The 13450-nt window shown below is 70.5% G+C and carries 14 protein-coding genes; 4 read left to right on the top strand and 10 right to left on the bottom strand.

Annotation, left to right across the window (positions count from 1 at the left end):
- Positions 1–79: 79 nt before the first annotated feature.
- Positions 80–865, bottom strand: a complete 786-nt coding sequence (locus tag ACGFSH_RS25640) for a serine protease (protein ID WP_393352578.1) — start codon at positions 863–865, stop codon at positions 80–82.
- A gap of 249 nt (positions 866–1114) precedes the next feature.
- On the opposite strand from ACGFSH_RS25640, the gene ACGFSH_RS25635 reads away from it, so the two are divergent.
- Complete coding sequence (locus ACGFSH_RS25635) at positions 1115–1522, top strand: YciI family protein (protein ID WP_393352576.1); 408 nt, start codon at positions 1115–1117, stop codon at positions 1520–1522.
- Between the two features lie 8 nt (positions 1523–1530).
- The gene (locus tag ACGFSH_RS25630) at positions 1531–2676 is read left to right on the top strand and encodes an RNA polymerase sigma factor (protein ID WP_393352845.1); all 1146 of its coding nucleotides are present in this window, start codon (positions 1531–1533) and stop codon (positions 2674–2676) included.
- Positions 2677–2734: 58 nt separating this feature from the next.
- Here the strand turns inward: ACGFSH_RS25630 and ACGFSH_RS25625 are convergent, their stop codons facing one another.
- Both ACGFSH_RS25625 and ACGFSH_RS25620 read right to left on the bottom strand, forming a co-directional pair.
- Entirely contained in the window at positions 2735–3373 is a 639-nt protein-coding gene (locus tag ACGFSH_RS25625) for a hypothetical protein (RefSeq protein WP_393352573.1), read from the bottom strand.
- Positions 3374–3466: 93 nt separating this feature from the next.
- Entirely contained in the window at positions 3467–4081 is a 615-nt protein-coding gene (locus tag ACGFSH_RS25620; protein WP_393352571.1) for a YceI family protein, read from the bottom strand.
- A 391-nt stretch (positions 4082–4472) separates the two neighbouring features.
- Between ACGFSH_RS25620 and ACGFSH_RS25615 the strand changes: the two genes are divergently transcribed.
- Both ACGFSH_RS25615 and ACGFSH_RS25610 read left to right on the top strand, forming a co-directional pair.
- Positions 4473–6068, top strand: a complete 1596-nt coding sequence (locus tag ACGFSH_RS25615) for an acyl-CoA carboxylase subunit beta (RefSeq protein WP_393352569.1) — start codon at positions 4473–4475, stop codon at positions 6066–6068.
- Between the two features lie 57 nt (positions 6069–6125).
- A complete protein-coding gene (locus ACGFSH_RS25610; RefSeq protein ID WP_393352567.1) occupies positions 6126–6317 on the top strand; it encodes an acyl-CoA carboxylase subunit epsilon in 192 nt (63 codons plus the stop codon).
- A 215-nt stretch (positions 6318–6532) separates the two neighbouring features.
- On the opposite strand, the gene ACGFSH_RS25605 is transcribed toward ACGFSH_RS25610, so the two are convergent.
- The 7 genes from ACGFSH_RS25605 to ACGFSH_RS25575 all read right to left on the bottom strand — a co-directional run bounded on the left by ACGFSH_RS25605 (position 6533) and on the right by ACGFSH_RS25575 (position 13450).
- Positions 6533–7114, bottom strand: a complete 582-nt coding sequence (locus tag ACGFSH_RS25605) for an ATP/GTP-binding protein (RefSeq protein ID WP_026248371.1) — start codon at positions 7112–7114, stop codon at positions 6533–6535.
- The gene (locus ACGFSH_RS25600) at positions 7095–7682 is read right to left on the bottom strand and encodes a DUF742 domain-containing protein (protein WP_393352565.1); all 588 of its coding nucleotides are present in this window, start codon (positions 7680–7682) and stop codon (positions 7095–7097) included. The genes ACGFSH_RS25605 and ACGFSH_RS25600 overlap by 20 nt, the downstream gene beginning before the upstream one ends.
- Before the next feature lie 96 nt (positions 7683–7778).
- The gene (locus ACGFSH_RS25595) at positions 7779–8192 is read right to left on the bottom strand and encodes a roadblock/LC7 domain-containing protein (protein ID WP_037781109.1); all 414 of its coding nucleotides are present in this window, start codon (positions 8190–8192) and stop codon (positions 7779–7781) included.
- 10 nt (positions 8193–8202) lie between these two features.
- The gene (locus tag ACGFSH_RS25590; protein WP_393352563.1) at positions 8203–11592 is read right to left on the bottom strand and encodes a nitrate- and nitrite sensing domain-containing protein; all 3390 of its coding nucleotides are present in this window, start codon (positions 11590–11592) and stop codon (positions 8203–8205) included.
- Positions 11593–11969: 377 nt separating this feature from the next.
- Positions 11970–12545, bottom strand: a complete 576-nt coding sequence (locus ACGFSH_RS25585) for an ATP/GTP-binding protein (protein WP_030793795.1) — start codon at positions 12543–12545, stop codon at positions 11970–11972.
- On the bottom strand, positions 12526–12924 hold the full coding sequence (locus ACGFSH_RS25580; RefSeq protein ID WP_009190816.1) for a DUF742 domain-containing protein: 399 nt from the start codon (positions 12922–12924) through the stop codon (positions 12526–12528). Before ACGFSH_RS25580 ends, ACGFSH_RS25585 begins: the two co-directional genes overlap by 20 nt.
- Positions 12925–13036: 112 nt before the next feature.
- The gene (locus ACGFSH_RS25575) at positions 13037–13450 is read right to left on the bottom strand and encodes a roadblock/LC7 domain-containing protein (protein ID WP_003993189.1); all 414 of its coding nucleotides are present in this window, start codon (positions 13448–13450) and stop codon (positions 13037–13039) included.

The raw sequence follows: 13450 nt of genomic DNA, 5'->3' as shown, positions 1-13450 counted from the left end.
GCGCCGGGCCCGTGGATCCCGTGGGGGGTCTGCCGGACGTGTGCCGGTGGGACGTCGCGGCCCGGCGCCGGGGTGCGGGTCAGAGCGTGGCGGCCGCCGAGGCGATCGCGGAGGCGAAGGTGGACACCTCGGTGTAGACGCCGGGGGCGTTGGCCCGCGCGCAGCCGATGCCCCAGCTCACGATGCCGACCTGGATCCAGGCGCCGGCGTCGTCGCGGCGGAACATCGGGCCGCCCGAGTCGCCCTGGCAGGTGTCGGTGCCGCCGGCCGCGTACCCGGCGCAGATCTCGTCGCTCGCCACGAGCCCGCCGTATCCCCGGTAGGAACGGCAGGTCGCGTCGCTCACGAAGGGCACGGAGGCCTTGAGGAGATAGCGCTGCTGGGCGCCTCCCTCGGACGCGGAGCCCCACCCGGCGATGGTGAAGGCGCCGGTGTTGTACTGCGTGGTGGTGGCGGTCTTCAGAGTGGCCTGGTTCGTGATCGGCGAGGCGAGTTTGATGAGCGCCCAGTCCTTGCCGTTGCCGTTGTAGCCAGGGGCGCGGTAGACGTAGGCGGACCTGACCTGGACCCGGCCGGCGGTGGACTGAAGGTCCACGACGCCGGCGGTCGCGGTGATGCCCGTGTCGGCGCCGGTCCGGCCGACGCAGTGGGCGGCGGTGAGCACGATCTGCTGGGTGTAGAGCGCCCCGCCGCAGCCCATGGAGAGCCGGACCATGAACGGGAACTCGCCCTGTGCGGCGCGGGTCCCGCCGACTACGGGCGCGGGGGCCGCCTGCGCGCCCGACACGGGCTGGAGGCCGGCGATCGCCAGCGCGGCCGCGCCGACGACGGCGCATCTTCTGAGTGCGGTGAGGAGCTTCTTCATGGTGCTGCCCTCCGTGGGGGGTCGCCCTGCACTGGCGTGCGCATGTCAATCCATGCGGCGCACGCAAAGAATCGCTCATCCTCCTGACATGGTCAGGTCAAAACCATGGCTGGATTATGCGAACCGTGCCGCCCCGCGCACAAGAGGCGATTCGGCCACCGGACGGCGATGTCGAGAACCCGCGTCCGGCCACGTCCCCGGCGCGAACGCGGCCACAATGGGCCGCACACCGCACGGAGGAGAACCGCCATGGCCAAGTACCTGCTGCTCAAGCACTACCGAGGCGCCCCGGCCCCGGTGAACGACGTGCCCATGGAGCACTGGACCCCGCAGGAGATCTCCGCCCACGTGCGGTACATGAACGACTTCGCCGACCGCCTGCGCGACACCGGCGAATTCGTCGACGGCCAGGCGCTCGCCCCCGAGGGCACGTTCGTGCGCTACGACGGCGAGGGCCGCCCGCCGGTCACCGACGGCCCCTTCGCCGAGACCAAGGACCTCATCGCCGGGTGGACGGTCATCGACGTCGACAGCTACGAACGGGCCCTGGAGGTCGCCGGTGAACTGTCGGCCGCCCCCGGGGCCGGCGGCAGGCCGATCCACGAATGGCTCGAGGTCCGCCCGCTCATGGGCGAGCACTGCACCGTCACGGAGTGACCGCCACGATGGACGAGGCACTGCTGCGCGGCCTCATGCCGAGCGTGCTCACCGTCCTCGTCAGCCGCGGAGCCGACTTCGCGGCCGCCGAGGACGCCGTCCAGGACGCGCTCCTGGAGGCGCTGCGCGTCTGGCCGGACGACCCTCCGCGCGACCCCAAGGGCTGGCTGATCACCGTGGCCTGGCGCCGGTTCCTCGACGCGAGACGGGCGGACGCCGCCCGCCGCCGGCGGGAGGACCGCGTCGACGAGGAGCCGGCCCCCGGCCCCCCGCCCACGGCCGACGACACGCTCCGGCTGTACTTCCTGTGCGCCCATCCGTCGTTGACGCCGTCGTCCGCCGTCGCGCTCACCCTGCGCGCCGTCGGCGGGCTCACCACCCGTCAGATCGCCCGGGCCTACCTGGTGCCCGAGGCGACCATGGCGCAGCGGATCAGCCGGGCCAAGCGCACCGTCTCCGACGTCCGGTTCGACCGGCCCGGCGACGTCGCCACCGTGCTGCGCGTGCTGTACCTGGTGTTCAACGAGGGCTACTCCGGCGACGTCGACCTCGCCGCCGAGGCCATCCGGCTCACCCGGCAGCTCGCGGCCGCCGTCGACCACCCCGAGGCGGCGGGCCTGCTCGCCCTCATGCTGCTCCACCATGCCCGGCGCGCCGCCCGGACCGCGCCCGACGGCAGCCTGGTGCCGCTCGCCGAGCAGGACCGCGGCCGGTGGGACACCGTGGCGATCGCGGAGGGGGTGGCCGTCCTCCAGGGGGCGCTCGCCCGCGACCGGCTGGGCGAGTTCCAGGCCCAGGCCGCCGTCGCCGCCCTGCACGCCGACGCGCCCACCACCGAGGAGACCGACTGGGTGCAGATCGTCGAGTGGTACGACGAACTCGTGGCCCTGACCGGCAACCCGGTCGCCCGGCTGAACCGCGCGGTCGCCGTCGGCGAGGCCGACGGGCCGCGCGCCGGTCTCGCGGCGCTCGCCGCGCTGGACGCGTCGCTGCCCCGGCACACCGCCGTCGCGGCGTATCTCCACGAGCGCGACGGCGACCTGGAGAGGGCCGCGCGCCTGTATGCCGAGGCGGCCCACCAGGCGCCCGACCTCGCCGAGCGCGACCATCTGACGCGCCGGGCCGCCCGGCTCAACGCCCGCCTGCGAAGCTGACGCGGCGCGCCCGGCCGGGCACCGCCGCGCGCCGCCCGCGGCCCCGCCGAACGGGCGGTCAGTCCTGGGCGGCGGACTTGGCGAAGCCGATCAGCGTCTCGAAGTCGATCGCCCCCGGGTCGCCGTGGTCGTTCTCGGGCACGTGCATATGGCCGCACACGCCCTTGAAGCCGTTCCAGCGCTCGTAGCTCATGCGCTGTCCGCCCCCGGTGCCCGCGGACTTCGGGTACGCGGGCCACAGCGTCGGCCCGCGCAGCGGCACGTCGTGGTGGATGTGCATCCAGGCCAGGTACTGGGCGACGGCGCGCAGCGCCCACTCCGGGGCCTTGGGCCAGTAGACGTGGGCCTGGCCGTGGGTGTTCCACTTGGTGTGCACCTTGGGGTCGCAGGTGCCGACGAGCTCCACCTGGCAGACGTTGAGCGTGTTCGTCTCGACGCCCCCGCGCCGGTTGGCCAGCGCGCGCGAGGAGACGTCGATCTCGAAGTGCTGGTACCACTTGAGCCGCTTGGCGGCCAGGTCGGGCACGGCCGTCAGGTTGGGCGCGACCGCCCCGCCCTGGTAGTCGGGCAGTGAGCGGCCCTCCGTGGTGTGCAGGACGACGACGTTGACCTCCATGCGGTCACCGCCGAAGTCGTCCTGGTACCAGTGCTCGCGGTCGGCGCCGGGGTAGTGCTGGGGTCCGGTCTTGATGCTCATGGTTCGCGACTGTGACACAGGACACATCAAAGGGCCGGAAGCTCTTCGCTTCCGGCCCCTTTCTGCCGGTATTCGCCGTATTCGGCCACAGGCTTAGGCGTTCTTGATCGCCGAGATGTCGAAGTTCAGCTTGATCTTGTCGGAGATCAGGACGCCGCCCGTCTCCAGCGCCGCGTTCCAGGTCAGGCCCCAGTCGGAGCGCAGGATCTCGGCCTTGCCCTCGAAGCCCACACGCTCGTTGCCGAACGGGTCCTTGGCGGAGCCGTTGAACTCCAGGTCGATGGTGAGGGGCTTGGTCACGCCGAGGATGCTCAGCTCGCCGGAGACGCGGTAGTCGTCGCCGCCCAGGGCCTCGGCGGAGGTGGAGCGGAACGTCATCAGCGGGAACTCGTCGGTGCGGAAGAAGTCCGCGCTCTTCAGGTGGCCGTCGCGGTCGGCGGACCCGGTGTCGATGCTGTCCATCTTGACGTCGATGGAGGCGGTCGAGCGGGACGGGTCGACGCCGTCCAGCAGCAGCGAGCCGCTGAAGTCGCCGAACTTGCCCTTGACGTTGGTGACCATGGCGTGGCGGGCGGTGAAGCCGATCGTCGAGTGCGCCGGGTCGATCGCGTACTCGCCGGTCAGGGCGGCGAGGCCGGGGTTCACGGTGGCGGTGTCGACGGTGGCGGCGGTGGTCTCGTCGGTGTTCTTGCGGCTGAAGATGCCCATGACGTGCTCCTTGGGGACGGAGGAGGAGGTCGAAGATGTTTAACCTTCAACGAGCTGACATGGACGACTGTAGACCCATTCAGTTCAACTTTCAACTTAATCTGGCGGGGAATTCCGGGGCAGTCCCGCAGGGGCTCCGCGTCCCGCCCGGACGGCCCCGGCGGCCGCCGTCCGGCGCTGCCGGTTCACCCCGGGGAGGGCAGACGCGGGGCGAAATGTGAGCGGGGTCTCCGCCGCGGGGTTTGTGCGACACCTACAACCCCCGGGCCCTCTGAGCAGTCGGAACGGCTGCATGCCGACCCGGTTCTGTTCGGTCGTACCAGGAAAACGCTCCGAGGACTGTACGGAGTCGACGTCACTCTTTCCTTGGCGGGCTTCGTAAGGTCACTACATGACCGTTTTGGAAGAGACGACCGGTGAGCCGACCACGGAGCCCACGGACGCGCGTGGTCGCGTGGCCGAGCTGCACGGGATCCGTGCGCAGGCGCTGGCCGGCCCGAGCGAGAAGGCGACCCGGGCGCAGCACGCCAAGGGCAAGCTGACCGCGCGGGAGCGGATCGAGCTGCTGGTGGACCCGGGGTCTTTCCAGGAGGTCGAGCAGCTGCGCCGGCACCGGGCGAGCGGGTTCGGGCTGGAGGCCAGGAAGCCGTACACCGACGGGGTCGTCACGGGGTGGGGGACGGTCGAGGGCCGCACGGTGTTCGTGTACGCCCACGACTTCCGCATCTTCGGCGGCGCGCTGGGCGAGGCGCACGCCACGAAGATCCACAAGATCATGGACATGGCCATCGCGGCGGGGGCGCCGCTGGTCTCCCTCAACGACGGTGCGGGCGCCCGGATCCAGGAGGGCGTGTCCGCGCTCGCCGGGTACGGGGGCATCTTCCAGCGCAACACCCGGGCGTCCGGGGTCATCCCGCAGATCTCGGTGATGCTGGGCCCGTGCGCGGGCGGCGCGGCCTACAGCCCGGCCCTGACCGACTTCGTCTTCATGGTCCGCGAGACCTCTCAGATGTTCATCACCGGCCCCGACGTGGTCAAGGCCGTCACCGGTGAGGAGATCACCCAGAACGGCCTGGGCGGCGCGGACGTCCACGCCGAGACCTCCGGCGTCTGCCACTTCGCCTACGACGACGAGGAGACCTGCATCGCGGAGGTGCGCTACCTCCTGTCGCTGCTGCCGCAGAACAACCGCGAGAACCCGCCGCGCGTCGACTCCTCCGACCCGGCCGAGCGGCGCGGTGACGTCCTGCTGGACCTGGTCCCGGCCGACGGCAACCGGCCCTACGACATGACGAAGGTCATCGAGGAGATCGTCGACGACGGCGAGTACCTGGAGGTCCACGAGCGCTGGGCGCGCAACATCATCTGCGCCCTCGCCCGCCTCGGCGGTCAGGTCGTCGGCATCGTCGCCAACCAGCCGCAGTCCCTCGCGGGCGTCCTGGACATCGAGGCCAGTGAGAAGGCCGCGCGTTTCGTGCAGATGTGCGACGCCTTCAACATCCCGATCGTCACCCTTCTGGACGTACCCGGCTTCCTCCCGGGCGTCGACCAGGAGCACGGTGGAATCATCCGCCACGGCGCGAAGCTGCTGTACGCCTACTGCAACGCGACCGTGCCCCGGATCTCACTGATCCTGCGCAAGGCGTACGGAGGCGCCTACATCGTCATGGACAGCCAGTCCATCGGGGCCGACCTCACCTACGCGTGGCCGACGAACGAGATCGCCGTCATGGGCGCCGAGGGCGCCGCCAACGTCATCTTCCGCCGTCAGATCGCCGAGGCCGAGGACCCCGAGGCCATGCGGGCCCGCATGGTCAAGGAGTACAAGTCCGAGCTGATGCACCCCTACTACGCGGCCGAGCGCGGCCTGGTCGACGACGTCATCGACCCCGCCGAGACCCGCGAGGTCCTCATCAGGTCCCTGGTCATGCTGCAGTCCAAGCACGCGGACCTGCCCTCGCGCAAGCACGGCAACCCCCCGCAGTAGCCCGCCGGCAACCCGGCGGACCCCCTGCGGAAACCTCATCAACGGAGACTGACACCCATGAACGCTCCCGACATCCGCGTCGAGAAGGGCCATGCCGAGCCCGAGGAAGTCGCCGCCATCACGGCGATCCTCCTGGCCCGCGCGGCCGCCCGTCCCTCCGAGCCCACCGGGCACCGCATCCGGCCCAAGGCCGGCTGGCGCCGCCTGGAGCGCGAGGGCGGCTTCCGCGCCCCGCACAGCTGGCGCTGATCCGCACCGCGCGACGACGAAGGGCCCCTCTCCCGGAGAGGGGCCCTTCGTCGTCGTATGCGCAGGTGTGCCGAGGCGGTGTGCCCAAGCGGGCGACGGCGTCGAGAACGGGACGGCGGGCGGTGGTGCAGCGCGCACGGCCGGCCGCGCAACGGACACGGGCCGCCCGGGACGGCCTGCGCACGTCCCGGGCGGCCCGGTGGCCGCGTGCCCGACTACCGCAGGCGCGCCATCAGCGCGTGCTCCACGAGCGTGATCAGAGCCGACTTCGCGTCCGCGCGGTGGCGCGCGTCGGTCGTGATGATCGGGGTGTCCGGGCCGATCTGAAGCGCCTCGCGCACCTCGTCCGGGTTGTACGGCTGGTTGCCGTCGAAGCCGTTGAGCGCGATGACGAAGGGGAGGCCGCTGTTCTCGAAGTAGTCGACCGCGGGGAAGCAGTCGGCGAGACGGCGGGTGTCGACGAGCACGATCGCACCGATGGCGCCGCGCACCAGGTCGTCCCACATGAACCAGAAACGATCCTGGCCGGGCGTGCCGAAGAGGTAGAGGATCAGGTCCTGATCCAGGGTGATGCGGCCGAAGTCCATCGCGACCGTGGTGGTCGTCTTGTCCCCGGTGTGGGTGAGGTCGTCGATGCCCGCCGACGCTGACGTCATGACGGCCTCGGTGCGCAGCGGATTGATCTCCGAAACAGCCCCGACGAACGTGGTCTTGCCCACGCCGAAGCCGCCCGCCACCACGATCTTCGCGGAAGTGGTGGAGCGGGAGGGACCCCCGCTAGAGCTTGCGAAGTCCACTGAGCACCCTTTCGAGCAGTGTCACGTCTGGCTGGCCGCCGGCGCTCTCGTCGCCGCCGGGCTGATGGATGGCGACCAGTCCCGCCTCCGCCAAGTCGGCGACGAGGATCCTGGCCACGCCGAGGGGGATGGTCAGCAGCGCCGAGATCTCGGCGACCGACTTGATCTCTCGGCAGAGGTTGCAGATCCGCTGATGCTCGGGCAGCTGGCCCTGCATCTGGTGCGGCTGCGCGGTGGTGTGCACCAGCGCCTCGATGGCGAGCTGGTAACGCGGGCGGGTCCGGCCGCCGGTCATGGCGTACGGACGCACCAGCGGGTTGTTCGCCGCCCCGGCGGGAGCCGCCTCGGGAGTGCGGCGATGGGGCTGCACGGGCTGGATGCGCGGCGCCTGCGGCTGGTCGTACGGGGAAGGCCCGGGGCCCTGGGGGGCCTGGGGTGCGTACGGCCGCTGCTGGCTGGGCGCGGAGGGGAAGTTGTAACGGTTCGGGTTCTGGGAACCGTCGCCTTGGCCCTGGGCAGGGCCGTACGACCAGTTACCCGAATTGGAACCGCCTGGTGGTGTTGCCACTCTCTCTCCTCCTCCGACTGTGCCTGGCGCCCATCGCATGGAAGCCGCGTCCCGAAACCCTACGGCCTCGGGACGCCAAACCGCACCGTCCCGCTGTTAGTTGAGAAGGCTCCCCTGGAGCTCCGCTCGAAGGTCGGGCGTCAGGACCGAGCCGGCCCGGTCCACCAGAAGGGCCATCTCGTACCCAATGAGGCCGATGTCCGCCTCCGGGTGTGCGAGCACCGCGAGCGAGGAACCGTCGGATACGGACATGATGAAGAGGAATCCCCGCTCCATCTCCACAACCGTCTGGTTCACGCTGCCGCCCTCGAAGATCCGGGAGGCGCCCGCCGTCAGGGACGTCAGCCCGGAGGCGACGGCCGCGAGCTGGTCGGCACGGTCACGGGGAAAGCCTTCGGACATCGCCAGAAGGAGTCCGTCGGCGGAGACCACCACCGTGTGGGACACCCCGGGGGTGTTGTCCACGAAGTTGGTGATCAACCAGTTCAGGTTCTGTGCCGCCTGGCTCATCGGGCTCACACTAACGCTCCTGGTCGTAGGTGCTGTCAGAACCGAAGCCCTGACCGTTCGTTTCACTGCTGCCTGCGTTGCGTCCGCGCTGGACGCCCCGACGCAGGTTGCTCAGCCTGCCTCGGACGTCCTCCGGGGCGCGGGAGACCTGTGGGCCGCCCTGAGGTGTGTTCTCGGCAGCGCCCTCGACCAGATTGGCCTTGGGCACCCGCCGCGGCAGGCCGGAGGAGGTGACCCCGCCCGCCTTGGGCTTCTTCAGAGCGGAGGCCTGCTGCCAGCGCTCGTCGTTCGCCGAACGCCAGACGTCGCTGCCGCCGCTCTCGGAGGAGGTGGCCGGCGCTTCCTGCCTCGCGGGCCGCGTGCCGTTCGCACCGCTTGCGGTGGATCCGCGGCGAGGCAGACCGGCTTCGGTCAGCGCGTGGGGGGCGGAGGGGCCCGGTCCCGGACGGTCGAAGCCTACGCGGTTCTGTTCGCCCGCGTCAGCGGCCGGCACGGATTCCGCTTCCGGAGCGTACTGGTCCGGGTAACCGTTCTGGTAACCGTTCGTGTGGCCGTTCTGCTGAGGCCAGTCGTCCTGGTAGGACTGCTGCTCCTCGTAGGGCCGGAAGCCCTCGGAGCCGTCGGCCCGGGCCGGCGTCCGCTCCTCCTGGGCGGGCTGGACGGGCTCCGCGTACGCGGGGTCCGGATAGCCGCCGTTCGAGGTGAAGCCGTCGTTCTGCGGCAGGCCGCCGTCGGTGGTGAAGGCGTCGTTCTGCGGCAGGCCGCCGTTCTGACCGAAGTACTGGTCGTCGTACGCCGGGCGCTGCTGCTCCTCGTACGCCGTCTGCCGGTCGAACGTCCCGGGCCGGTCGGCGTAGCCGGTGGCGTTGGGGTCGTAGCCGTTCTGGGCGCCGTTCTGCGCGGGGTCGTAGCCGTTCTGCCCCGCGCCGTACTCCTGCCGGTGGGGGGCGTCGAAGCCCTCGGCGTAGGAGGCGGCCTCGGCCGGCTGCTGCCCGAACTGACCGGCCTGCTGGTTCTGCCCGCCCTGCTGTACCTGGTTCCCCTGCTGTCCCGGCTGGTCCTGCTGGTCGCCGGGGGTCTCCAGCGCGGCGCGTCGTTCCTCGCGCAGCAGGGAGCGGCCCACCGGGTCCAGCTCGCGGATGTCGTCCGGGACCTCGTAGCGGCTGTCGTCGAAGCCCAGCTCGGCGGCCGTGCGCATCGGCAGACCGGTGTTGAAGTCCTCGCCGCCGAAGCTCTGCTGCTGCTCGGGGATGATCTGCGAGACCGTGAAGTCGTCGCGCGACTGCTGCTGCTCGCCGCCGCCACCGTGGGTGATGGCGTCCGGCAGCATGACCAGCGAGGTGGTGCCGGCCTGCTCGCCCGAGGGGCGCAGCTGGACGCGGATGCCGTGCCGGTCGGACAGCCGGCCGACCACGAACAGGCCCATGCGCTGCGAGATCGCGGCGTCGACGGTCGGCGGGTTGGCCAGCTTGTGGTTGATGTCCGCGAAGTCCTCGGCCGTGAGGCCGATGCCCTTGTCGTGGATCTCGATCATGACCCGGCCGTCGGGGAGACGGGTGGCGGTCACCCGGACCTTGGTCTGCGGGGAGGAGAACGTGGTGGCGTTCTCCAGCAGCTCGGCGAGCAGGTGCACGAGGTCGGTCACGGCGCGGCCGTGGATCTCGGCCTCGGGGACGCCCGACAGCTCGATGCGCTCGTACTGCTCCACCTCGGAGGAGGCGGCGCGCAGCACGTCGACCAGCGGGACCGGCTGGTCCCAGCGGCGGCCCGGCTCCTCGCCGGCGAGGACCAGGAGGTTCTCGCCGTTGCGGCGCATACGGGTCGCGAGGTGGTCCAGGCGGAAGAGGTTCTCCAGCTGGTCCGGGTCGGCCTCGTTGTTCTCCAGGTCGGTGATCAGGGTCAGCTGGCCCTCGATCAGCGACTGGTTGCGGCGCGAGAGGTTGGTGAAGATCGCGTTGATGTTGCCCCGCAGCAGGGCCTGCTCGGCGGCGAGCCGGACCGCCTCGCGGTGGACCTGGTCGAAGGCGCGGGCGACCTCGCCGATCTCGTCCGTGGTGGTGATCGGGATGGCCTGGACACGGGTGTCCACGCGTCCGGGGTCGGTGCGCGAGAGCTGGTCGACCAGCATCGGCAGCCGCTGTTCGGCGATGCCGAAGGCCGCGTTGCGCAGCTGGCGCATGGCGCGGCTCATCTGGCGGGCCACGGCGCCGGCGAGGATGAACGCCAGGAGCAGGGCGACGACGACGGCGGCGCCGGTGATGATCGCGGACGTCTTGGCGTCAGCGGCGATGTCCGAGGCCTCGGTCACGGCCTTGTCGGCCATGTCCGACTCGATCTGCCGGTAGGCGTCGTACTTCAGCGTGGTGACCGCCCACCAGTTCTCCTTGCTGATGCCCTTCTGGGCGAGACCGGCGCGCTCGGCGCCCGAGGTGGTCTCCATCGTGGAGATCGCGCCGACCATCGTGACCGGGTCGGACGGCGGCGGAACGTAGTCCGGGTCCTTCTGCTTCTGCTCGGCCGCCAGCGCGGCGCCATCGCTCTTGATCTTCGCGGTGGCATCCTCCAGCCGCTTCGCGTCCGCCTCGGTGCCGCCGCCGATGTACTCCTCGACGGCGATGCCCTCGAGGTAGGCGTAGGAGGAGAGGGAGACCTTCTGCTTGGCGAAGTCCGTGTCCTGCGGGCCCGGCTTGATCAGCAGGTGCATGCCGATCGAGCGCTCCAGGGAGAGCGCGGCCTTGGTCAGCGAGATGGCGTAGACGGTACGGCCGTACGAGGTGATGTTTCCGGTGCCCAGACCCAGCTCGTTGGAGAACTCCATCAGCGGGTGCGCGACCTGGGTGTAGCCCTCTTCGGTCTGCACGCCGCTGAGCTTGGAGGTGTAGGAGGCCGCGCGCAGCGCGGGAAGCTTGGTCTCGGTGACGCGGAACAGCTTGAGCCTGCGCTCCAGGCCGGGCTTGGACGGCATGTCCTGTGCGGCGGCGTCGAAGGCGTCGGCGGCGTCGTCGGTGGCCTTGCGGGACGCCGTGACCGTGGCGTCGTCCTTCTTGCCGGCCAGCAGGGGCGCGGCGGAGACGTCGCGTTCCTTGTAGAGGGCGTCGCCGTAGCTCAGGGCGGCCCGCACCAGACGCGCGGTGTTCTCCGCGTCCTCGGCCTCCTGCCAGGTGTCGATCGAGCTCTTCACCTGGAAGCCGCCCATGACCAGGCCGACCACCACGGGTATGAGCAGGATCGCGTTCAGCTTGGTCGGCACCCGCCAGTTGCGCGGGGAGAGACGGCCGCCGCTCTTCGCGGGCGCGGCCGCCGGCTCCGAGCCGGCCCCGGGGGCGGTCGCCGCTCCGCGCGGCGGCGGGGTGAAGTTGCCCCGCGCCGCCGGCTCGGGACTTTTCTTGCTTCGCCTCACTCGACCAACAACCTCTCGGCGGTCGGCACCTTCGTCGTGCCGCAGTGTCTCAGAGCCCGGTCAGCCATCGACCATGAGTACGTCATTGACTATTGGGCAGTTCAGGCATTCCAGCACGACGACCAGTCCTCTTCCAAACATGGGTAAGAGAGGGTTCGACGTGATGTAAACCCCAGATAAAACGGTCAAAAAGAGCGAGCCCCGCCAAAAGACGGGGCCTTCGTGCGCACAGCGAGACCGAGTGACCGCGACGCGTGGCCGCGTCCGCCGATTCCTCTGCCGAAACGTTATGAACACCGGAGCCGGCCGTGTCAAAGGCCACAGCCGGCTCCGAAGCGTCTACGACAACCGCCGTATGTGCACGGCGTTGTTGAAAGTTACCGCAGTCGTGCCATCAGCGCGTGCTCGACCAGCGTGATCAGCGCGCTCTTGGCGTCCGAGCGGTGCCGCGCGTCCGTCGTGATGATCGGGGTGTCCGGACCGATCTGGAGCGCCTCGCGCACCTCTTCGGGCTGGTAGGGCTGCTGGCCGTCGAAGCCGTTGAGGGCGACGACGAACGGCAGGCCGCTGTTCTCGAAGTAGTCGACCGCCGGGAAGCAGTCGGCCAGCCGCCGCGTGTCCACCAGCACCACGGCGCCGATCGCGCCGCGCACCAGGTCGTCCCACATGAACCAGAAGCGGTCCTGACCCGGCGTCCCGAACAGGTAGAGGATCAGGTCCTGGTCGAGCGTGATGCGGCCGAAGTCCATGGCCACCGTGGTGGTGGTCTTGTCCCCGGTGTGGGTGAGGTCGTCGATGCCCGCGCTCGCGGACGTCATGACGGCCTCCGTGCGCAGCGGGTTGATCTCGGAGACGGCGCCCACGAACGTGGTCTTGCCCACGCCGAAGCCGCCCGCCACCACGATCTTCGCGGAGGTGGTGGCCCGCCCTCCGTCAGAGCTTGCGAAGTCCACTGAGCACCCTTTCGAGCAGCGTCACGTCAGGTGCGCCGCCGTTGTTCTCGTCGCCGCCCGGCTGGTGGATGGCCACCAGACCGGCCTCGGCGAGGTCCGCGACGAGGATCCGAGCCACGCCCAGCGGCATGGCCAGCAGCGCCGACACCTCGGCGACCGACTTCACCTCACGGCACAGGTGGCAGATGCGCTGGTGCTCGGGAAGCAGCCCCATGAGCGCTGCCGGGTCGGCCGTGGTGCTGATCAGCGCCTCGATGGCGAGCTGATAACGCGGCCGGGTCCGGCCACCGGTCATCGCGTACGGACGCACCAGCGGCTGGTCGCCCTCATCCCCGTACGGCTCCGCGTACGGGTCATGATGGGCGGTGGGCGGGGTCATGGATCCTCCGGGCGGGACAGCATTCTCGGATTGTCGTGCCGTCCGTCTGGGCCGGTGGGGGGATTGTGTCGGCCGGACGGTGATTTCGTGAGGTGGGTGGTACGAGGGCGGGTCAGTGGAGCAGACTGCCCTGGAGCTCGGCGCGCAGATCCGGCGTGAGCACCGCTCCCGCACGATCGACGAGGAGCGCCATCTCGTAGCCGACGAGGCCGATGTCGCACTCCGGGTGCGCGAGCACGGCGAGCGACGAGCCGTCCGAGACGGACATGAGGAAGAGGAACCCTCGTTCCATCTCGACGACGGTCTGCGCCACGCTGCCGCCCTCGAAGATCCGGGACGCGCCGGCGGTCAGCGAGGTCAGTCCCGACGCGACGGCCGCCAGCTGGTCGGCACGGTCGCGCGGGAAGCCCTCGGACATCGCGAGCAGGAGCCCGTCGGCGGAGACCACGACGGTGTGGGACACCCCTGGGGTGTTGTCCACGAAGTTGGTGATCAACCAGTTCAGGTTCTGTGCTGCCTGGCTCAT

The sequence above is a fragment of the Streptomyces sp. NPDC048481 genome, assembly GCF_043200075.1.
Taxonomy (GTDB): domain Bacteria; phylum Actinomycetota; class Actinomycetes; order Streptomycetales; family Streptomycetaceae; genus Streptomyces.
Note: the sequence above shows the minus strand (reverse complement) of the source record. Positions and strands in the feature narration are given on the sequence as shown.